The organism is Marinomonas shanghaiensis (genome assembly GCF_003259175.1).
Taxonomy (GTDB): Bacteria; Pseudomonadota; Gammaproteobacteria; order Pseudomonadales; family Marinomonadaceae; genus Marinomonas; species Marinomonas shanghaiensis.
Genome location: NZ_QGOK01000005.1, coordinates 278,832 through 298,250, shown reverse-complemented (window position 1 = coordinate 298,250; position 19,419 = coordinate 278,832). Strand labels below are relative to the sequence as shown.

Below are 19,419 nucleotides of genomic sequence, written 5' to 3'. Positions count from 1 at the left end.
CTAAATATGAGGAATCTGATCCAGCTCTTCTTTTAGCTTAACTTTGTCGTGGTGATCTTCAAAGAAACGAACAAAAGCCTCGACTTGTTCTTTTTGAGGGGATTCGAGCTTTTCAATAAGCGAACGAATATCATCAAAACCCCATACTAATACTTCTCCTTCAGGGATATTTTCTATGCTCCTAAATACATCACCCACTGTTGACTCTTCAACCATAAAATTCAGTATTTCTAGAATGGCTCGATGTAATTTATAACCACCCTTGGTAAAAATAATGGCTTCCTGAATGGCTTTTGTCGCCTGCTCTTTGCTATTTACTGCAATTACCAGCTCTGCTTTATTACATAAAGCAGTCACTACTTGTCTTTGTATAACGGCTTCTTCATTATCTTTGAATCGTTCCAGCAATGCGTCATACATCGCAATAGCTTCTTTAAAACGATTCAATTTGCCTAACGTAAATCCTTTATCAATAAATACGGTAGCTATCAGCTCTTGTATCGCGGCGGCATCACTGTTTTTGAATCTATCGAGCAAGGAGTCATACACCACTATCGCCTCTTCTAAACGATTCAATTGTTTTAACTTCACCCCTTTGTTCATAAGTGCTGTAGTGGCCAGCGCTTGTAGTCCTAGGTCATCGCTTTCTTTGAATCGTTCAAGCAATTTGTCATACACCAATATTTCGTCTTCTGGACAGTTCATTTGACCTAGCCTCACGCCTTTGTTTATAAGTGCTTGCGCGATCAACACTTGTAATGCTATTTCACGGCAGTCTTTGAAGCCTTCAAACAACAAGTCATACACCGCAACAGCTTCTTCTGAACGGTTCAATTTCCCTAACATAACTCCCTTGTTTATCAGTGCTTTCGCGACATGTTCTTGTGTCGTGACTTCGTCACTCCCCATAAATCGTTCAAACAATTTGCTATACACTTCAATAGCCTCTTCTAAACAATTCAATTGACCTAAAACAACTCCTTTATTCATAAGTGCCTTTGCGACCTGTTCTTGTATTACTGCTTCGGCACTGTCTTTGAATCGTTCCAACAATGCACTATAAACCTCAACTGCTTCTTCTAAGCAATGCAATTGGCTCAACGTACTACCTTTGTTATACAGTGCTTTTGCAACTTGCTCCTGTAACTCCAACTCTTTGCTGCCTTTGAACTTTTCTAGCAAGTAATCATACACGGCCACCTCCTCATCTGGCCGACCCAATTTGCCTAATATCGCTCCTTTATTCACGAGAGCATTAGCAAGTAACACTTGAATATCCATCTCTGTGCTATCTTTAAATCGTTTCAGCAAGCTGTCAATAATGATCACAGCCTCATCTAAACGATTCAATTTTTCTAACATCACTCCTTTATTAATGAGAGCGTTCGCAAGCAACACTTGAATATCAGCTTCTGCACTGTCTTTAAATCGTTCCAGCAAGCTGTCAATAATTATCACAGCCTCGTCTAAACGATTCAGCTGGCCTAAGGTAGCTCCTTTATTAATCAATGCTCTCACGACCAGCCCTTGTATATCGGGCTTCTGAGTGTCTTTGAATCTGTTAACTAAATCGTCATAAGCTTTGATTTCATTTTCGAACTGATTATCAACATAATAAATAAGTCCTTTATAATATAGCGCTTTTGCATGAACTCTTTGGTGCTTGCTTAAGTCACTATTTTCAACTCGTCTCATAACATTATTAATGCGACTCATTGCATCATCAATACGATCTTTACCTGCCAACACATAGGCTTCATTGATATCGTTATCAAAGGCTTGCTCTTCGGCATTGTCACGGATTATCTGAAACTCTTTCTCGTGGCGTTCACTCAGCTCCGCTAACTTTTGATTAAACTTTTCCGTAAGATCCGTTTCTTTTTCCTTCGTCCATGTATCCAGTTTTTCACTCGCTGCTTTTTCGGCATTCGCAACCGCTTCACGGTTTGCCTTCCAGCTATTTATAATCGTAATTACCGCAATCAAGGTCCCTAACACACCCGCAATCACAGCGAATAAAGTGATGGAGAACGTATTAGATTCGGCAATGTCGCCAATGCGCGCACTTTGATCAATCAGTTTATCTTCTGTGTACTTTTGAGATTCTTCAAGACGAACTTCGATTTTTCCAATCCGTTCTTTCAGCTCTTGAATTTGTTCTTTCGTTGCGCCAGTTGCATCGAGCACGCTAACGTCTTTGCGAATTGACGTTAACTCTCGGTAAAACCATTCGGGTAGTTGGGAGTTCGATATGGGTTGTGGCGCAATGTTTGAAGCACTTGACTCTGTTGAGATGGAGACATTATCTGCCGAGAAAACAGCCGCAGAGGAAAATAGAAAACTGATAAAAACAAAACGAATGAGAAAGGAGAGCACTCTGTGACATCCTTGTGAATAATGAAGGTGAAACAAGAGTAGCGCCTAATAGCGCGTTCAGGCAATTCATACTGACTTTTTTAGCCATACAAGATCGACTTATCTAACGTTTAGGCTTTGAAAACAAACATAAAAGAGTACAATGTACACCAATGAAGTTTACTTAGAGAAACCCTATGACTCTTTTCAACGAATTAAAACCTTCTTTAGAAGAAGCGGTAGAAATACACCAAGGCCGTAAAGCAGCCTCTCGTATTACTCGCTTTGAGATCGCTGACGTTAAGTCTATTCGCGATAGTCTGCAAGTATCTCAAGCAGAATTTGCCAAAGCCCTTGGTAGCAGCATAGATACGATTAAAAGCTGGGAAAGCCGACGTCGTAACCCTACAGGTTTGGCGGCCAAAGTGCTGGCAATAATTCAAGATAACTCGGAATTCTACCAGGCATTATCTAGGCACTAACTCTATCAATTCTCCCTTTTCAACCAAGATCAGGAATAGAAGCCTGTAATAGACTAGGTTATACTTGACTAGCATACTCGCTAAGGGAATCAACATGAGACACAAACCAACGCTATCATTGACTTCTAAACAGCAAGCCTACACAAGCAAAAAAGGCGATAACTTCGTCGAAAGCATGCGTTTAGAGGGCTATTCTGTAGACAAATCCTTACTTTCTCTCAGCGCATCAGAAAGAAAGGTAAAAAAAGAACAACTTTTAAAGAAATACTTAGGTTAATCCAATGGTAGATAAATACGGTGTTGGCCAGGACCCGTATACTTATTCTGACTCCAGTACCTTAATCAATAAACTTGGTATTAAAGACTCTGTTGAGTTAAGCGATATGGAAAACCAGCTATCTACCCTAGCGCTTGCTGATATTGACTTTAAACCCGCCCCCTACGACTTCCCCTATCTTTGTCTTCTGCACGAAAAACTCTTCGGAGATTTATATGAGTGGGCAGGAAAAATACGAAATATTGCGATTTCAAAGCAAGATACCCGTTTTTGCCAGCCTGAGTTTATTAAAAAAGAAGCTAACAAGTTATTTGACCAATTGAGAAAAAAAGACTTTTTTGAACACTTAGGTTTCGATGATTTTTGCCAAGAAATGGCGGAATTGTATATTGAATTGAATATGGTTCACCCATTCCGAGAAGGGAACGGAAGAACACAGCGCCTACTGTTTGAACATCTGGCTATCCATTGCGGCTACAATTTAAGCTTTAAAGACATCTCAAAAGATCAATGGATTGAGTCTAACATTCGTGGATGTTTAGAATGTGACTATCAACCAATGACAGAGATATTTACTAGAAGCCTCTCCCCAATTATCTAACCATTCAAACACTTTGACGCACTCAGCCCATATTTTGACTTTTATTACCGCCATTTTAACCTAAGCAATATCGACATCTTGTCTTCACCACTATGGCATTCTAGCTTTGTGTTGTCTCAATCATTTTCGGAATAAAACCATGACATTCATCAAAGCCAAAGACTTCACTGCCGACCGCGCCTGGGGCGCGTTGGACATTGCCAATATGAACGGTGTGACAACTCGGTTGCATTGGACGAATCAGCCGTACAAATGGCACATAAATAATGGTGAAGAAGTGTTTGTGGTGTTAGATGGCGAGGTGAATATGCATTATCGAGTCGATGGAAAAGAACATATTCAACTGATGACGGTAGGTGATATTTTCTATGCGACCATTGGCACAGAACACGTCGCACACCCAATTGGTGAAGCCCGTATTCTGGTGATTGAGAAAGAAGGCAGTGTTTAGCGACAAGCACACATGCAAAGCAAATTTAATCCAATAACAACATGCAGAACACACACGACTACTGCTGCCTCAATAACCAGTCACAAAAAGCACCGACTGGCGGTGCTTTTACACTAGGGGATCTCTCTGTCTATGCTTTAGACGCTAGGCCGTTTTAAAAAAATAAGCCTTGGTCTCGTAATTTTTTGAGACATCCGTGATTGCATCGCAGCTTTGCTGTAGACCGCCCATTAAATCAGATAGCATCCTGATGGATTTTTCATTGTCTTTAATTTTTTCATTGATCAAGGCAATAACTTTTTCTTGTTCTACCGATTCTTTTGCGATGATCTTACTCGCTCGGGCCACATTTCCCACTGCTTTGGATCGTTCCAATAAAGCGTTGGATATAGCTTGAGCGTGTTCAACACTGGTCGATGTGGTTTGCTTACTCGATTCCATTGAGTGTACGGTGCGTTTCACACTCATGTTCAGATTAACAAGCACCTTCTCTATTTCATTGGTGGAGTCGCTCGACCTTTGTGCCAGCGTTCTGACTTCGTCGGCTACAACAGCAAACCCTCGGCCTGTTTCGCCCGCTCTTGCGGCTTCAATGGCGGCATTTAACGCCAACAAATTGGTTTGCTCCGAAATGCTTCTGATCGAACTCAACAACTTGGTGATGGATTCCACATCAACCGTTAGTAAGTTCAGTGATTCAGAAGCGGCCAAGGTATTGTTAGATAAAAGCTGCATGTCATTCATGATAGCCAACGTTTGCTGACTGTCGCTCAAAATTCCTTTTTCCAAATCAGTGACCAGATCTGCAGACTCACCGCTGCGCTGAGTAATGGATTGCATTGACAAAGAAACACCTTCTGTCAGCGCCATAGCGCTTTGAGCAAGGGTACTGCCATAAACGACACGCCCAGCGGCTTCTTCACTTATAATATTCATCTCCCGACTTGTCGAAGCCAACTTATTAGCAATACCTTGATAGTCGATGAATATGCCTACTAGTTTATCTAGCAAAGCGTTAAAAGACTTTTCTGCCGTAGAATCTGGGTTAGCCAATCGAACAGACAAATCATTGTTGTGAGAAATATGTTCAATCGCATTGGCAATTTTAACATTAGCAAAAGATTCTTTTTTCATCAAAAACGCCATATAAATCAATAAGCCAGACTGAGCGATGGCAAAGGCACAATGTACCAACATGACCCAAACACCATGGCTACCAGCAAAGGCCATAATCGGTATATCACCGATCATCACACCTTGCATTTGCAAAGACATGAAGCCAATGTGGTACATCGCCGTTGTTAACAGTGCTGCAATAATCGGTTTCCAATCTTGATACACCAAAAACACAACAATAGAAGCAAAAATATGGAAATGCATTTCAATCATTCCCAGTTGACTCTGGATGAGTGCTGAAGAAAACAGCATCATCAAGATACCAGCCAATACAGAGAAGGATGTTCGGCCTTTAAAGAGGCTATAAGAGGCTTGTGTCGCAATAAAGAGCACGCCAGAACTCACTAAAGAAAAGGTCAATAACCCAGCACCAACGTTACCACTTATTAGCAGCACTGGGATTTGTAACAACAAAAAACGGTAAATAAATAAATCAATTTTTTCAGTGCTTTCTAGCGAAGTTGACATTATTGGCCTTAAAACTGGTATCTGATGGCGTTAGCATCGTGGAAGGTACATGATATGGAAATATCTTGGTGCATTTTGTGCATGAGCTTTTATACGCATGAAACGGAGATTAAGATCAACATTAATTCAGTAAATATATTCCGCTGGCTTTTTATTAATTCATAACCCATAAGGTATTAGATAAAAATTAATTAACCAGTGAGAATGTTCTACACACCTCGGAGTCTGCTCCCTTCCTTAACCAAGAAAACGTCACCAAGCATCTTGCACACCCCACCATTACAGAGGTGCGCATTTTGGTGATCGAAAAAACAGGCAGTGTCTAGTTATAGAAACATGCCGCCAGACGCTTCAATACGTTGGCCTGTAATCCAACCGCTGTTTTCACTCAACAACATGGCAACCGCGTTACCAATGTCATCGGCTTCACCAACGCGACCAAGTGCTGTGATAGACGATACCATTTGATTCATTTGCTGGTTATCTCGTACATTGCCACCACGAAAATCGGTTGCAATCGCTCCCGGCGCCAAGGTATTCACACGGATCTGGCGACTTGCAAACTCTTTTGCCATGTAACGTGTCATGACTTCAACCGCGCCTTTGGCCATAGCATAAGCACCAGACCCTGGCAAACTAAAGCGAGCCAATCCAGAAGAAATATTGACAATGTGACCGCCATTTTTCATGAAGGGCAATAACGTCTGAGTTAAAAAGAACGGACCTTTCACATGAATCGCCAACATGTCTTCTAGCTCATCATAGGTGGTGCTTTCTAAGCTGGCATGTACTCCTGTGCCAGCGTTATTAAGTAAATAATCCACATCCGAACGCCCAAATTCGCGCTCTAGTATGACGCCTAATTGACTACTAAAAGCCTCAAACGCTCCCACATCTCGTGTATCAAGCTGAATGGCAAAGGCTTTTTGGCCTTTTTGCTGAATGGCGTCAACCACGTCCTCAGCCGCAGTTTTATTTTGATGGTAGGTAAACAGTACATCGATACCCTTATCTGCCAATGCTAAGGCGCTGTTTTTTCCCAACCCGCGGCTCGCACCAGTAATAATCGCTAACTTTGTCATGCTCTATTCCTCGTTGTTTGTTGTTTATTTGTTCGATTATCGAATCACAAACACAGAGTAGGTGCTTTTTTAATCCATATAAACGCACCAAAAGTGATAACATTGTTCGGATTAAACAAACAAAGGAGCAAATGATGGATAAGTTTGAGGCAATGCAGCGCTTTGTGTTAGTTGCCCAATTCGGCAGTTTCACTAAGGCGGCAGACGCTCTTGGCCTTCCTAAATCAAGCATATCCAATGCTATACAAGGACTTGAAAGTGAATTAGGCACGCGGCTTTTCCATCGCAGTACGCGCAGTGTCACGTTAACGCAAGACGGTGAAGTCTACTTGCCACAATGCCAAACCCTACTGGCTGAACTGGATGCTTTAGGAAGTCAGTTCCAACGTAATCCAAATGATGTACGAGGCATCCTCAGAGTCGATATGCCAAGCCGTTTTGCGGCCACAGTTGTCATTCCAAATTTGGCCGACTTTATCGAAAAGTACCCAAATATCCGTCTAAAAATAAGCAGCGCGGATTATCGAGTAGACATGATTAAAGAAGGCATTGATTGCGTCATTCGAGTAGGTAGCCTTGATGATAGTAGCCTTATCGCTCGACCTTTAACGCAATACCGTAGCCTAAACTGCGTTTCCCCAAGCTATATAAAAAAATTTGGCATTCCTCAGACAATTGCAGAATTAGCGAATCACAAGCTGATTGAGTACTCCCCTTCATTGGGCAATCTTAGCGCTCAATTTGAGTACATGGATAACGGCAAAGTAAGACAGCAATCTATGCCAAGCAGTCTTGCCGTGAATGGCACTGATGCTTATTTAGAAGCGTGCTTATCCGGCCTTGGCATTGCTCAAATCCCGATGATTGGAGCGGAAAGCTTTATTAAAAAAGGCCTACTTATTCCGATATTAAGTGAGTTTGAAGCAGAGCCAATGCCAGTGTCTTTACTGTATCCATCACGTAGACAACCCACTAAACGTTTAACCGTCTTTATGGATTGGTTGCAATCCATCACCCGCACCACATAAGAAACATCAGAGTGCATTCTGGCGGTGTATTAAAGAAGGCAGTGTGTAACAAAAAACGCCCTATCTATATTCCAAAAAGATTTATTTATAGACATTGTAATAACCAAATCTTTTAAGTAACCTCTTACTTAATGAAATTTTAAGCTTCCCAGATGAGGTCACTATGAAATCTAAGCCACGCTTTTTAAAATCTATTATTGGTACCTTACTACTGAGCGGCGCCGTACAAGCGTCGGCAGCAGATCAGACTATTCTGAACACGTCTTATGACATTGCCCGTGAATTGTTCGCCGCTTACAACCCAACATTCGAGCAACATTGGTTAGAAAAAACCGGCAAAACCATTGAGATCAAGCAGTCGCACGCGGGTTCTTCAAAACAAGCCAATGCCATCATGAATGGTTTGTCTGCCGATGTCGTAACCTTCAACCAAGTCACCGACGTTCAGGTTTTGCATGATAAAGGCAATTTGATTCCAGCGGATTGGAAAGAACAGTTCCCTAACGCAAGTTCACCTTACTATTCAACCATTGCCTTCCTTGTTCGTAAGGGCAACCCTAAAAACATCCAAAACTGGGGCGATTTAGCGGCAAAAGATGTGGCATTGGTGTTCCCCAATCCTAAAACCTCTGGCAACGGTCGCTATACTTTTCTAGCGGCTCAGGGGTACGCACAAAAAACTTTCGGCAAAGACAACGAAGCGAAAGTGGATGATTTTCTAAGTACTTTCCTGAAAAATGTCTCTGTGTTTGACACTGGTGGTCGTGGTGCGACAACCACTTTCGTTGAGCGTGGTATCGGTGATGTATTGATTACCTTCGAATCAGAAGTAAACAATATCCGTAATCAATATGGTGCCGATAACTACGAAGTGGTTGTACCAAAAACGTCGATCTTAGCTGAGTTTCCCGTCGCCGTAGTTGAGAAAAACGTGAAAAAGAATGGTACAGAAGACGTTTCTCGTGAATACCTAAGCTACTTGTACAGCGAAGAATCACAACGCTTGCTGGCGGGTTTTAACTATCGCGTACACAATGATGTCGTGAAAAAAGAATTCTCTGCTACCTTCCCTGAAGTGGACTTGTTGACCGTTGAAAATATTGCAGGTGGCTGGCCACAAGCAACTAAAGACATCTTTGCAAATGGTGGTAAACTAGACCAACTTCAGCGTCGCTAATATCAGAATAGATAACAAACTAGCCGGATACGCTTGCGTGTCCGGCTTTTCTGTCTCTAGAGTGACTAGCGCCTTCATTGAAACACTGTTATTGAGACCATAAGACATGGCAACACATTTAAGCGCGGCCGACACGCGACCTCGTCATAAACGCGTCTTACCGGGACTGAGTCTAAGTTTAGGCACATCTCTGCTGTTCATTAGTTTGATTCTCCTGTTACCCATGGCGGGACTCGTGATGCAGTCAGTTGATATGGGCTGGGACAGATATTGGCAGGTAATCACGGATGAGCGCGTGGTAGCCAGTTATAAAGTCACCCTATGGGCAGCGGCTTTGGCGTCTATTTTTAATGGTTTTTTTGGTCTGTTACTCGCTTGGGTTTTAGTCCGTTATGACTTCCCAGGACGCCGAATTTTAGATGCCTTGGTCGATTTACCCTTTGCATTACCAACCGCCGTGGCGGGTATCACACTCGCCACGTTATACTCTCAAAATGGCTGGTACGGTGACATACTTGAAAGTATCGGGATTAAGATCGCCTACACGCCTTGGGGCATTGTGCTTGCCATGGCCTTTACCAGTATTCCTTTCGTAGTTCGAACTGTTCAGCCAGTTTTAGAGGAGTTATCCCCCGAAGAGGAAGAAGCAGGAATGACCTTGGGTGCGTCCGATTGGTCGGTGTTTCGTCGAGTCATCTTCCCCGCTTTATGGCCAGCCCTAATGACAGGCATTGCCCTATCATTCACACGCAGTCTGGGGGAGTTTGGCGCGGTCATTTTTATCGCGGGCAACATGCCTTATGTTAGCGAAATCACCTCACTGATGATTTTCGTCAGTTTACAAGAATTCGACTTCCCAGCGGCCAGTGCCATTGCGTCCGTTGTTTTAATGGCATCGCTGATTCTGTTGTTTGCCATTAATGTGTGGCAAGCACGCTATTTGCGTCGTCTTCATGGACGCAGTTAGGAAAAATATTATGTCATCTTCAAAAAACACATCTAGCCAACTTAGAGTGGGCGACAAGCCTTGGGTAAAATGGTTGCTCATCGGCCTAACGCTGTTTTTGACTGCGATTTTATTGGTCGTGCCATTAATCAGTATTTTTCAACAAGCTTTCGTGGAAGGGATCGCGCATTATTTTAGCAGTTTGCTTGAAGCCGATACCTTACACGCCATAGGTTTAACACTGCTGGTTGCCGCACTTACCGTACCTATTAACCTAGTATTCGGTGTCATGCTGGCATGGGCGGTCACCCGTTTTGAATTCCCCGGCCGAAAATTGTTGATGACGCTGATGGATATCCCCTTTGCTGTGTCGCCTGTTGTCGCTGGCCTGCTTTACCTTTTGCTATATGGCAACAACGGTTGGATTGGATCTTGGCTTTACGATCATGATATTCAGCTGATGTTTGCGTGGCCAGGTATTGTCATGGTGACTATTTTTGTCACCTGTCCTTTTGTCGCCCGTGAATTAATCCCTTTGATGCAACAACAAGGTCGGGAAGACGAAGAAGCCGCTGTCATTTTAGGCGCTTCAGGCTGGCAATTATTTCGCCGAGTCACGCTCCCTAACATTAAGTGGGCGTTAATTTATGGGGTCATTTTGACCAATGCTCGTGCGGTCGGTGAATTTGGCGCTGTGTCGGTTGTCTCTGGCAATATTCGCGGTGAAACCAACACCTTGCCCTTATTAGTGCAAGCACAATACGAGGACTATCAAGCCGCGGCGGCCTTTGCCAGTGCATCGTTACTGGCCATGCTTGCTTTACTCACCTTGCTGCTGAAAGCCTTCATTGAATGGCGTCTGGAACGCAGTATAAAACTTGAATCCGATAAAGAGAAAAAGACAACAGCATGAGCATCCTTATTGAAAATATCTCCAAAAAATTTGGCCACTTTCAAGCCTTGTCCCCTTTGTCATTGGATATTAACGAAGGTGAAATGATTGGTTTGCTTGGTCCGTCTGGTTCAGGAAAAACCACCCTATTACGCATTATCGCAGGGCTTGAAGGCGCGGATACGGGCCGTATTCAATTTGGTGATAGAGACGTAACCAACTTGCACGTCCGTGATCGTCGCGTGGGCTTTGTGTTCCAAAACTACGCCCTATTCCGCCACATGACAGTGGCTGACAATGTGGCGTTTGGACTAGAAGTCTTGCCGCGAAAAGAACGCCCAAGCCCGACTGAAATCAAAACCCGCGTCATGCATTTATTGGAAATGGTACAGCTTGAACACCTTGCTACTCGTTTTCCATCGCAGCTCTCTGGGGGGCAGAAGCAACGTATTGCTTTAGCGCGCGCTTTGGCAACGCAACCAGAGGTCTTACTACTAGACGAGCCTTTTGGCGCCTTGGATGCCAAAGTACGCAAAGAGCTGCGTCGTTGGTTGCGCGGCTTACATGATGAGCTTGGATTCACCAGCGTATTTGTGACCCATGACCAAGAAGAAGCCTTGGAACTGTCTGATCGTGTTGTCGTCATGAGTAACGGCCACATAGAACAAATCGATCAACCCGGTGCGCTTTACGCGTCCCCCAACAGCCGATTTGTGTTCGACTTCCTTGGCAACGCCAATGTCTTTGACGGCAAAATGAACAACGGCAGATGGCATAATCAGCAGGCTAATATTGTCCTGCCAAATGGCGCAGAACAGAAAGACGGCCAGCTCTATATTCGCTCTCACGAGTTCTTTGTCTCAAAAGAACCAACCACGCAAGCCAACTTGCCATTACGCTTGATTGCCATCAACCCAATTGGCGCCGAAGTTCGCCTAGAACTCACTCCGATCGACTGGCAAAGCAACGACGTCTGGGAAATCGATCTGCCTCATAAAGCGTTCGATAAGAACTGCTTCGAGAAAGGCCAAACCTTATACGTCACCCCCAAAGCAGGATACTTCTTCGCCCATGATGCACAACAACCTGTGTTATTGAATTGGGAAACCAACAGGGTTTAATTCGCCCTAACCACAAGAGCCTCAGACGATTATGCAAGCCGTTATTTTTGACATGGATGGATTACTGATTGATTCCGAGCCATTTTGGAAACAAGCGGAACACGAGGTATTTTCGTCTGTCGGTGTAGAATTGACGGAAGATCTAACCGCACTTACCGCAGCAATGACAACGCGAGAAGTGACTGAGTTTTGGTATGCAAAACAACCTTGGCAAGATGCCTCTCTTGAGGAAGTCGAAAACAGTGTCGTTGAGCGAGTCAAATATTTGATCGAGACTCAAGGGCAAGCCATGCAAGGCGTTCATGATCTACTCGACTCACTACAGCAAGCCAAAGTAAAAATTGGCCTTGCTACTAACTCACCAAAAGGCATCATTCCTAGCGTGTTACAGCGCCTTAATATTGCGGACTATTTTATGGCTTACAGCTCAGCAGAGGAAGTATCCAAAGGCAAACCCGCTCCTGATGTTTACCAGCTAACACTGGAAAAACTTGGTATTGAAGCGCATCAGTGTATTGCTTTTGAAGATTCACTCGGCGGTATAAAAGCGGCACTAGCGGCCGGCATTAAAGCAATTGCCGTACCCCATGCCAACGAGTTTGAGCATGAAAAGTTTGATTTAGCACCGTATAAGCTTCGAAATCTATCCGAATTCCGTTATCAGATTGGCAACGCGCTTTTGAGTCAGCCCTAAAGCCTCATTAAGCTTTTGATATGACAAAACGCGGCGCGTCCTAGTGCATCTATGTTGTAGCCGCCTTCTAGTACCGAGACAATTCTTCCACCACAATGGCGATCCGCTGCATCCATCAAAAGGTCGGTAATCCAAGTAAAATCAGACTCGCTTAGTCTAAGTTGCCCCATAGGGTCTTCTTTATGAGCATCAAAGCCTGCGGAAATCATAATAAGTTGTGGTTTGAAGGCATCAAGCGCTGGCGACAGCTGTTCAGTGATAATGGCTTTGAAAGCATCGCTTCCAGAACCCGCAGCCAATGGCATGTGCAAAATATTATCGTGTGAAGCGCCAGGATCGCTGTAAGGATAAAACGGATGTTGATAGCTGGAGGCATAAAGTACTTTGGGATCGGCTTTGAAAATATCTTCGGTGCCGTTGCCGTGATGCACATCAAAGTCCACAATCGCCACGCGCTCTAAACCGTATTGTTCGATGGCATAACGAGTACCCACGGCGATATTATTGAACAGGCAAAACCCCATGGCTTTATCGTATTCTGCATGATGTCCCGGTGGACGAATCGCACAAAAGGCATTCTCCATCTCGCCTGTCATAACTAAATCAACCGCTTTGATCACCGAACCGGCAGCATACAGTGCGGCATCGAGCGTGTGTGGCATCATCAGGGTCTCTGGCTCTAACGCCACATGTCCTTCTGCTGGCGAACGAGCAAAAATCGAATCCACATAGTCTTTGTCATGGGCAAGCACTAGCTGATCACGCGTTGCTGGGTCAGACTCTAAGCGACGGAGAAAGTCCATCAACTGTCCCATGATCAGCCGATTTTGAATCGCACCGAGGCGCAATGGAGACTCAGGATGATCTTCTCCCATGTTGTGTTTGTCGCAATAAGTGTGTGTGATGTAAGCCGTTGTCATTGAGTGTCTCTACATTATTATTTTTCTTTATTTGCCATGATTATGTCTTGCATCAAACCATAAAAACACCAAAACAATCTATCCTACCATGGTCTATCATTGCGATGGATAAAGACTGTGCTACTGTCATAAGATGTACATTGAGTTTCTGGAGACGATCAGGTGAGCCAACACGTATTACAATCACTACTTGCCCCCAAGTCTATGGTGGTGCTCACTGGCGACGATGCGAGCGATCCGCTGATGCTGGCTCTTTTGACCTCCCTCTCTCACGCAACAAAATCTTGCCCTGTCAGCTTGGTTGGTGTGCAGCCAGCAGCCGAATTCGCTTTTCCGCTTTTCGCAACCCTCAGCGAGTTACCAAAAAGCCCAGATCTTGCGGTATTAGTAGGTGCTTATGCTGCCAACGAAACCTCACCCTCTATGGAAGACATTATTGCCGCCTGTGGTGCAGCGGGGATTGGCTCTTTATTAATGCTGTCTTGGACAGAAGACAGCCAAGCATCACTGGTCGCTGCGTTACGCAAACACAATGTACGTTTGCTTGGCCCGAACAGCTTTGGCATTTGTCGTCCAAAGCAAGGCGTGTTTGCTTGGCTTGGTTTAACTCAGCCGCTATCGGGGCGTTTGGCCTTAATGTCGCAATCTGGCACCGTTGCCAGCGCACTGGTGGACTGGGCGACGTGGCAAGGCATTGGATTTTCCCAAGTGGTTTCCATGGGCACACCAGTTGATGTAATGCCATCGCAAGTCTTGGATTATTTATCCAATGATTTCGACAGTCAGGCGATCTTGATGTATCTGCAAAAAATTGGCAGCCCGACACGTTTCCTCAGCAGCCTACGCGCCACAGGACGAAGCAAACCCGTTGCCGTTGTCACCGAACATTCCGTCGGTGCCGATGAGCGAGTGCTCGACGCCGCACTCAGTCGAACCGGTGCAGTGCGAGGTCGGCGTTTGAATGATTTAATCGCCGCCGCATCCGTTATGACGAATGCCCGTCGAGTCAAAGAAGGCTCGCTATTGATTATCGGGAACGGTGCAGGTCCTGGAGAACTGGCCGCACAACGAGCGATGGAACTGGGCATTGATCTGCTTACGCCACAAGGCGAACTGCACGATAAATTGGAATCCATCATGGCTGGCCGCGGTGGTATTGGCTCGGTCACTACCGTTTGGGCAAGCTGCGCAACAGACCTGTTTATTGATCTCGCAGCGAATGCCTTACAAAATGATGAGTGTGGCGCGGTTTTACTGACACTCAGCCCCACCGCACTGATCGACATTGATTCCCTCTACGATCTCATCATTAAGCTACATCGAACACAGAAAAAACTTGTCATGGTCTGTTTGCTTGGCGGTGGCGGCATGACCAACATGCGCACACGCATTAACGAAGCAGGTATTCCCACCTTTAGAACGCCTGAAACCGCCATTGAAGGCTTCCAATTTTTGGTACAGTTCCAGCGCAACCAATTGCTCGCGAAACAGTCCCCCGATAGCCATGCATTTCGTTTTAAAATCGATGTATCCGAGGCAACAAAGACCCTCAATCAGTTGTTTAAACAAGGAGAGAAAACACCCCATGCGGATGCATTACGAGACATTTTTGAACTGTTTCATATTCGCTTAATTACTCGTCGCCAAGCGTCAAATCAGTTATCTGCTCCTATTCATTTACGTGTTTTTCAAGATACCGTATTTGGCCCCGCCATTGGTTTATCACTAGAAGGCGCACAACAACACAAACAAGCCGAAGCGGTCGCCTTGCCACCGCTAAACACCATTTTGGCAAAAGATTTAATCCAACGGGCCTTTCCCGGCGAAGAATCCTTCGAACTGGAGAGTTTATTGCGCAACTTATCCACCATGGTGTGTGAATTACCCGAAATCGAAAGCTTAGAGCTCGCTGATGTACGACTACACGACAGTGGCAGCGTTTACGCTGACGTCACGGCCAACCTTCGTATTTGCAAAAATTGGCGTCGGTACGAGCATCTTGCAATTCACCCCTACCCAAGGCAATGGGTATCGGAACGAGTATTAAAAAACGATGAGATCGCTACCGTTAGGCCCGTTTTACCCAGAGATTCTGGTATTTTGGCCGATTTTGTCCGCAGCATGTCCCATGAAACACGCTATTTTCGTTTTATCTCCAACATCGAAGAATTAACCCCTCGCATGCTCGCCAGCCTTTCCCACATTGATTACGATCGTGAAATGGCCTTACTCGCAGTCATTCAACGGGATGGACAGGATTTACTCATCGGTACTGCGCGCTATATCGACAACTTTGATGATCAAAGCTGCGAGTTTGCCGTGGTGTTAGGAGATGCATTCCAAGGTTTAGGCTTAGCGTCTTATCTGATGCGACGACTTATGCAAGTCGCCGCCGACAAAGGCATTCGCGTGATGAAAGGCATTGTCTTGGCAGAAAACAAACGCATGATAGAATTCTGTCGCCATTTAGGGTTCACAATCCAACGCGATCCAGAGGATATTGGCCAGGTCATCGCCAGTATTAAACTGACGCCCGCCCTGCTAGAAAAATGTCAGGCGTCGTCTTAGGGCAACACCTCAATCTCAACTTCAATCACACCATCCCTAGTATTACCGATGCGCTGAAAAGCCGATTTGCTCAAATCAATAATGCGACCTCGAACAAAGGGCCCACGGTCATTGACTCGCACGACGACGCTTTTGCCATTATCAACATTAGTGACTTTGACTTTAGAGCCAAATGGCAATCGCTTATGGGCGGCGGTCATGGCTTTTTGATCAAATAACTCGCCACTGGCGGTTTTACGTCCTTGGTACTTCATAGCGTAGTAACTGGCTTTACCGCTTTCTTCAAATCCGACTGAATCGGAGCGACTGATTGGGCCACTTGCGCACGCAGTCAACACAAGAGACAAGATTGCCCAACACAAGATACTGATGATTCGCATCGTTTTTTCGTTCCCTTTAAGTTGCTTTACCTTTGCTTTCACTATCAAACAAACACGTACTTTAAACACCATGATAACAGATAGCGCCCCTCAACAAACTCAAACGCAATAAAACCTTGGTCAGCATCTTGTCAGATTGTAGCGGTATGTTGCTTTTTCTAGGCCAAACTGACCAACATAAACTGAGAGTATGGTTAACATAACCAGAGACACCAATAATACCCTCTCATTTAAGGTATGCTTTGCGCCATTAAAAACCACGCTTTTTTGATGACTAATATGCCTTCACCTATTTTATCGCTTATCACCACCCCTTCTCGTTGGACAGCGCCATGGCGACTCACGGTATTGCTCCTTGCCTCGTTTGTGTTGGTAGTGATATTCGAACTCTTTCGACTACCGGCTGCATTACTGCTTGGCCCAATGATTACCGCCATTATTTTAGCCACCAGCGGTGCAGGCATGAAGCTACCAAAACCCATGTTTTTAATGGCACAAGGCGTTTTAGGCATGATGATAGCGAACAGCTTACCATTAACCGTGTTTGCAAAAATTGCTCTAGAATGGCCCTTGTTTTTAATTGGCACGGTTTCGACTATTGTTGCGTCTAGTTTTTTAGGTTGGTTGCTAAGCCGCACTGGCTTATTGCCTGGTACCACAGCCATTTGGGGCTCGTCTCCCGGTGCGGCATCGGCAATGACCATCATGTCGGAATCCTATGGCGCAGATATGCGACTGGTCGCCTTTATGCAGTATTTGCGCGTGGCCTGTTGCGCCATTGCAGCCACCGTCGTCGCCAGCGTGTTTCATGTGGATAATTTGGCTATCGAGCCCGTAGATTGGCTAGGCGTGTCATCATGGTCGGCCTTTGGCATCACCTTAACTATTATTTTAGCAGCCTGCGTGGCTGGTGTGATATTACGCTTACCCAGTGGTCCCATGTTGATTGCGTTAACGGTTGGCTTAATCATTAAGTTTACTGGCATTCTGCCCATTGTGTTACCTAACTGGTGCTTGGCCATCAGTTTTGCGGTATTGGGTTGGTCAATTGGCTTTCGCTTCACTCGTCAAGCCTTGCAACACGCATGGCATGTGTTTCCACACGTACTAGGTGCCATCATTGCGCTGATTGTGATCAACGCTTGCCTGGCCATGCTTTTGATTATTTTTGCGGATATCGATCCTCTCACGGCTTTCCTCGCCACCAGTCCAGGCGGTGCCGATTCCGTTGCCATTATTGCAGCGTCCACCCATGCTGACGTGTCTTTTGTAATGGCCATGCAGGTAGCGCGCTTTTTATTGGTACTCATTGCTGGTCCTATGCTCGCCCGCTGGCTTTCCAGCCATAAAACTGCCTAAAACGAAAAAACCACCCGAAGGTGGTTTTTAAAATAACGATTGAACACTAGCTGGCCTGTTCCAGATTTTCTGGGCCAAATGAAAAAGGCAATAATTCATTCATAGTGAGGGATTTCCTCACGCCTTCTGCACCACAAATATGGATTTTAGTATCCACAGAAGAGAACTCACGAATTTTCTGACGACAACCGCCACATGGCGTCACCAATTCTTCCCCTTTGCCAATCACATAAATGTCTTGAATCTGCGTTTCACCATCAAGCACCATCGCCGCAATCGCACCCGCTTCTGCGCAAGTACCCTCTGGGTAAGCCGCATTTTCAACATTACAGCCAGCATATAATTTACCGGTCTTAGTCAAAATTGCCGCACCAACGGGAAAACGAGAGTAAGGCACATAGGCCTTACTCATGGCATTGTTTGCCAGATCAAACAGAGCGTCGCGGTATTTCATATTAGACATATCAAGCCCGCTCTTTGACATAGGGTCGACCTATTGCTTTTGGTCCTATGGCTTTACCAATGAAACCCGCAAGTAACAAGACAGTTAACACGTAAGGCAATACCTCTATCGCCTGAACAGGCACTTGTCCAATACCTGGAATTTCAACACCCTGCATACGCACAGCAACGGCATCTAAGAAACCAAATAACAAACACGCCAACAGCACAGGAACTGGACGCCATTTACCGAAGATCAGCGCGGCTAAAGCCATATAACCTTTACCCGCACTCATGTCCTTTAAGAAACCTGCATTGTGGGCAGTCGACAAATACGCACCGGCAAGGCCACACAAAATGCCACAAATAATCAAAGCACGATAACGAATAAAAGACACCGAAATCCCCGCCGTATCCACCGCATGAGGATTCTCTCCTACGGCACGCAAACGCAAACCGAAACGCGTCTTATAAACCACCCAATAAGTAACAGGTACCATAGCAAACGCTAAGTAAACCAAGATGTTATGACCACTGAGCAGATTTGAATAAATCGCACCAATTACAGGTACATCTTGTAAAGCGTCGGCAAAAGGAAAAGTGATGTCTAGGAAACGTGCGTCTCCAGATAATGCGGGGGTTTGCCCTCCCATCCCAAACCAGTGCATAGACAAGGTCACCGTCAAACCCGCTACGATGGTATTAATCGCCACACCCGACACAATATGGTCGCCACGATGAGTAATACAAGCAAAGCCATGAATCATAGCCAAGCTAACAGAGGCCAATATGCCAAAACACAAACCGATCCAAGCTGAACCAAACACTGCAGCCCCTGCAGCCGCCGCAAACGCACTACCAAGAATTTTACCTTCTAGACCGATATCAACAATGCCCGCTCGCTCTGAATACAATCCTGCCAGCGCGGCAAAAATCAGCGGTGTAGAAACGCGCATCGTTGCGTCTAACATAAGTATCAATGTTTCAAACATAGTTTTCCC

At 45.1% G+C, this 19,419-nt stretch carries 19 protein-coding genes; 12 read left to right on the top strand and 7 right to left on the bottom strand.

Annotated features, from left to right (window positions below):
• Positions 1-2,187, bottom strand: a complete 2,187-nt coding sequence (locus tag DKT73_RS05170; RefSeq protein WP_157959156.1) for a hypothetical protein — start codon at positions 2,185-2,187, stop codon at positions 1-3.
• 365 nt (positions 2,188-2,552) lie between these two features.
• On the opposite strand from DKT73_RS05170, the gene nadS reads away from it, so the two are divergent.
• The 4 genes from nadS to DKT73_RS05150 all read left to right on the top strand — a co-directional run bounded on the left by nadS (position 2,553) and on the right by DKT73_RS05150 (position 4,166).
• A complete protein-coding gene (nadS, locus tag DKT73_RS05165) occupies positions 2,553-2,837 on the top strand; it encodes a NadS family protein (protein WP_111637501.1) in 285 nt (94 codons plus the stop codon).
• A gap of 94 nt (positions 2,838-2,931) precedes the next feature.
• Positions 2,932-3,114, top strand: a complete 183-nt coding sequence (locus DKT73_RS05160; RefSeq protein ID WP_110574996.1) for a YhfG family protein — start codon at positions 2,932-2,934, stop codon at positions 3,112-3,114.
• 4 nt (positions 3,115-3,118) lie between these two features.
• On the top strand, positions 3,119-3,715 hold the full coding sequence (locus tag DKT73_RS05155) for a putative adenosine monophosphate-protein transferase Fic (protein WP_111637500.1): 597 nt from the start codon (positions 3,119-3,121) through the stop codon (positions 3,713-3,715).
• Positions 3,716-3,854: 139 nt separating this feature from the next.
• Positions 3,855-4,166, top strand: coding sequence for a cupin domain-containing protein (locus tag DKT73_RS05150; RefSeq protein WP_111637499.1), 312 nt, complete (start codon positions 3,855-3,857; stop codon positions 4,164-4,166).
• Positions 4,167-4,310: 144 nt separating this feature from the next.
• Here the strand turns inward: DKT73_RS05150 and DKT73_RS05145 are convergent, their stop codons facing one another.
• Together DKT73_RS05145 and DKT73_RS05140 are read right to left on the bottom strand one after the other, a co-directional pair.
• Entirely contained in the window at positions 4,311-5,810 is a 1,500-nt protein-coding gene (locus DKT73_RS05145; protein WP_111637498.1) for a methyl-accepting chemotaxis protein, read from the bottom strand.
• Positions 5,811-6,136: 326 nt separating this feature from the next.
• Positions 6,137-6,892, bottom strand: a complete 756-nt coding sequence (locus tag DKT73_RS05140; RefSeq protein WP_111637497.1) for an SDR family NAD(P)-dependent oxidoreductase — start codon at positions 6,890-6,892, stop codon at positions 6,137-6,139.
• Positions 6,893-7,023: 131 nt separating this feature from the next.
• On the opposite strand from DKT73_RS05140, the gene DKT73_RS05135 reads away from it, so the two are divergent.
• From DKT73_RS05135 to hxpB, 6 genes are all read left to right on the top strand, one after another.
• Positions 7,024-7,920: a LysR family transcriptional regulator gene (locus tag DKT73_RS05135; RefSeq protein ID WP_198666546.1), complete on the top strand. Its 897-nt coding sequence runs from the start codon at positions 7,024-7,026 to the stop codon at positions 7,918-7,920.
• Between the two features lie 163 nt (positions 7,921-8,083).
• Positions 8,084-9,097 carry a thiosulfate ABC transporter substrate-binding protein CysP gene (gene cysP, locus DKT73_RS05130; protein WP_111637495.1) on the top strand — a complete coding sequence of 338 codons (1,014 nt, stop codon included), beginning with the start codon at positions 8,084-8,086 and terminating at the stop codon, positions 9,095-9,097.
• Between the two features lie 106 nt (positions 9,098-9,203).
• Positions 9,204-10,064, top strand: coding sequence for a sulfate/thiosulfate ABC transporter permease CysT (gene cysT, locus DKT73_RS05125; RefSeq protein WP_111637494.1), 861 nt, complete (start codon positions 9,204-9,206; stop codon positions 10,062-10,064).
• 10 nt (positions 10,065-10,074) lie between these two features.
• Positions 10,075-10,956, top strand: coding sequence for a sulfate ABC transporter permease subunit CysW (gene cysW, locus DKT73_RS05120; RefSeq protein ID WP_111637493.1), 882 nt, complete (start codon positions 10,075-10,077; stop codon positions 10,954-10,956).
• Positions 10,953-12,056, top strand: a complete 1,104-nt coding sequence (locus tag DKT73_RS05115) for a sulfate/molybdate ABC transporter ATP-binding protein (protein WP_111637492.1) — start codon at positions 10,953-10,955, stop codon at positions 12,054-12,056. Before cysW ends, DKT73_RS05115 begins: the two co-directional genes overlap by 4 nt.
• A 31-nt stretch (positions 12,057-12,087) precedes the next feature.
• Positions 12,088-12,750 carry a hexitol phosphatase HxpB gene (hxpB, locus tag DKT73_RS05110; RefSeq protein ID WP_111637491.1) on the top strand — a complete coding sequence of 221 codons (663 nt, stop codon included), beginning with the start codon at positions 12,088-12,090 and terminating at the stop codon, positions 12,748-12,750.
• Here hxpB and DKT73_RS05105 read toward each other — a convergent pair.
• Positions 12,747-13,670, bottom strand: coding sequence for a histone deacetylase family protein (locus DKT73_RS05105; RefSeq protein WP_111637490.1), 924 nt, complete (start codon positions 13,668-13,670; stop codon positions 12,747-12,749). The two genes, hxpB and DKT73_RS05105, sit on opposite strands and share 4 nt — an antisense overlap.
• A gap of 162 nt (positions 13,671-13,832) precedes the next feature.
• Here DKT73_RS05105 and DKT73_RS05100 point away from each other — a divergent pair, with 162 nt between their 5' ends.
• Positions 13,833-16,238, top strand: a complete 2,406-nt coding sequence (locus DKT73_RS05100; protein WP_111637489.1) for a bifunctional acetate--CoA ligase family protein/GNAT family N-acetyltransferase — start codon at positions 13,833-13,835, stop codon at positions 16,236-16,238.
• Here DKT73_RS05100 and DKT73_RS05095 read toward each other — a convergent pair.
• Positions 16,235-16,618 (bottom strand): septal ring lytic transglycosylase RlpA family protein, encoded by a 384-nt coding sequence (locus DKT73_RS05095; RefSeq protein ID WP_111637637.1) that lies wholly within the window; start codon positions 16,616-16,618, stop codon positions 16,235-16,237. The genes DKT73_RS05100 and DKT73_RS05095 overlap by 4 nt on opposite strands.
• 279 nt (positions 16,619-16,897) lie before the next feature.
• Here DKT73_RS05095 and DKT73_RS05090 point away from each other — a divergent pair, with 279 nt between their 5' ends.
• Positions 16,898-17,977 carry an AbrB family protein gene (locus DKT73_RS05090; protein ID WP_111637636.1) on the top strand — a complete coding sequence of 360 codons (1,080 nt, stop codon included), beginning with the start codon at positions 16,898-16,900 and terminating at the stop codon, positions 17,975-17,977.
• A gap of 46 nt (positions 17,978-18,023) precedes the next feature.
• Here the strand turns inward: DKT73_RS05090 and DKT73_RS05085 are convergent, their stop codons facing one another.
• Positions 18,024-18,440: a cytidine deaminase gene (locus DKT73_RS05085; RefSeq protein ID WP_198666545.1), complete on the bottom strand. Its 417-nt coding sequence runs from the start codon at positions 18,438-18,440 to the stop codon at positions 18,024-18,026.
• A 1-nt stretch (position 18,441) separates the two neighbouring features.
• Complete coding sequence (locus DKT73_RS05080; protein WP_111637488.1) at positions 18,442-19,410, bottom strand: ABC transporter permease; 969 nt, start codon at positions 19,408-19,410, stop codon at positions 18,442-18,444.
• Positions 19,411-19,419 lie beyond the last annotated feature (9 nt).

Bases quoted from the DNA above. Each gene is read 5' to 3' on its own strand.
- DKT73_RS05135 (WP_198666546.1), top strand. From the start codon at position 7,024: ATGATGGATAAGTTTGAGGCAATGCAGCGCTTTGTGTTAGTTGCCCAA.
- DKT73_RS05095 (WP_111637637.1), bottom strand. From the start codon at position 16,618: ATGCGAATCATCAGTATCTTGTGTTGGGCAATCTTGTCTCTTGTGTTG.
- DKT73_RS05140 (WP_111637497.1), bottom strand. From the start codon at position 6,892: ATGACAAAGTTAGCGATTATTACTGGTGCGAGCCGCGGGTTGGGAAAA.
- DKT73_RS05080 (WP_111637488.1), bottom strand. From the start codon at position 19,410: ATGTTTGAAACATTGATACTTATGTTAGACGCAACGATGCGCGTTTCT.
- DKT73_RS05160 (WP_110574996.1), top strand. From the start codon at position 2,932: ATGAGACACAAACCAACGCTATCATTGACTTCTAAACAGCAAGCCTAC.
- DKT73_RS05085 (WP_198666545.1), bottom strand. From the start codon at position 18,440: ATGTCTAATATGAAATACCGCGACGCTCTGTTTGATCTGGCAAACAAT.
- hxpB (WP_111637491.1), top strand. From the start codon at position 12,088: ATGCAAGCCGTTATTTTTGACATGGATGGATTACTGATTGATTCCGAG.
- DKT73_RS05155 (WP_111637500.1), top strand. From the start codon at position 3,119: ATGGTAGATAAATACGGTGTTGGCCAGGACCCGTATACTTATTCTGAC.
- DKT73_RS05090 (WP_111637636.1), top strand. From the start codon at position 16,898: ATGCCTTCACCTATTTTATCGCTTATCACCACCCCTTCTCGTTGGACA.
- nadS (WP_111637501.1), top strand. From the start codon at position 2,553: ATGACTCTTTTCAACGAATTAAAACCTTCTTTAGAAGAAGCGGTAGAA.
- DKT73_RS05145 (WP_111637498.1), bottom strand. From the start codon at position 5,810: ATGTCAACTTCGCTAGAAAGCACTGAAAAAATTGATTTATTTATTTAC.
- cysP (WP_111637495.1), top strand. From the start codon at position 8,084: ATGAAATCTAAGCCACGCTTTTTAAAATCTATTATTGGTACCTTACTA.
- cysT (WP_111637494.1), top strand. From the start codon at position 9,204: ATGGCAACACATTTAAGCGCGGCCGACACGCGACCTCGTCATAAACGC.
- DKT73_RS05115 (WP_111637492.1), top strand. From the start codon at position 10,953: ATGAGCATCCTTATTGAAAATATCTCCAAAAAATTTGGCCACTTTCAA.
- cysW (WP_111637493.1), top strand. From the start codon at position 10,075: ATGTCATCTTCAAAAAACACATCTAGCCAACTTAGAGTGGGCGACAAG.
- DKT73_RS05105 (WP_111637490.1), bottom strand. From the start codon at position 13,670: ATGACAACGGCTTACATCACACACACTTATTGCGACAAACACAACATG.
- DKT73_RS05150 (WP_111637499.1), top strand. From the start codon at position 3,855: ATGACATTCATCAAAGCCAAAGACTTCACTGCCGACCGCGCCTGGGGC.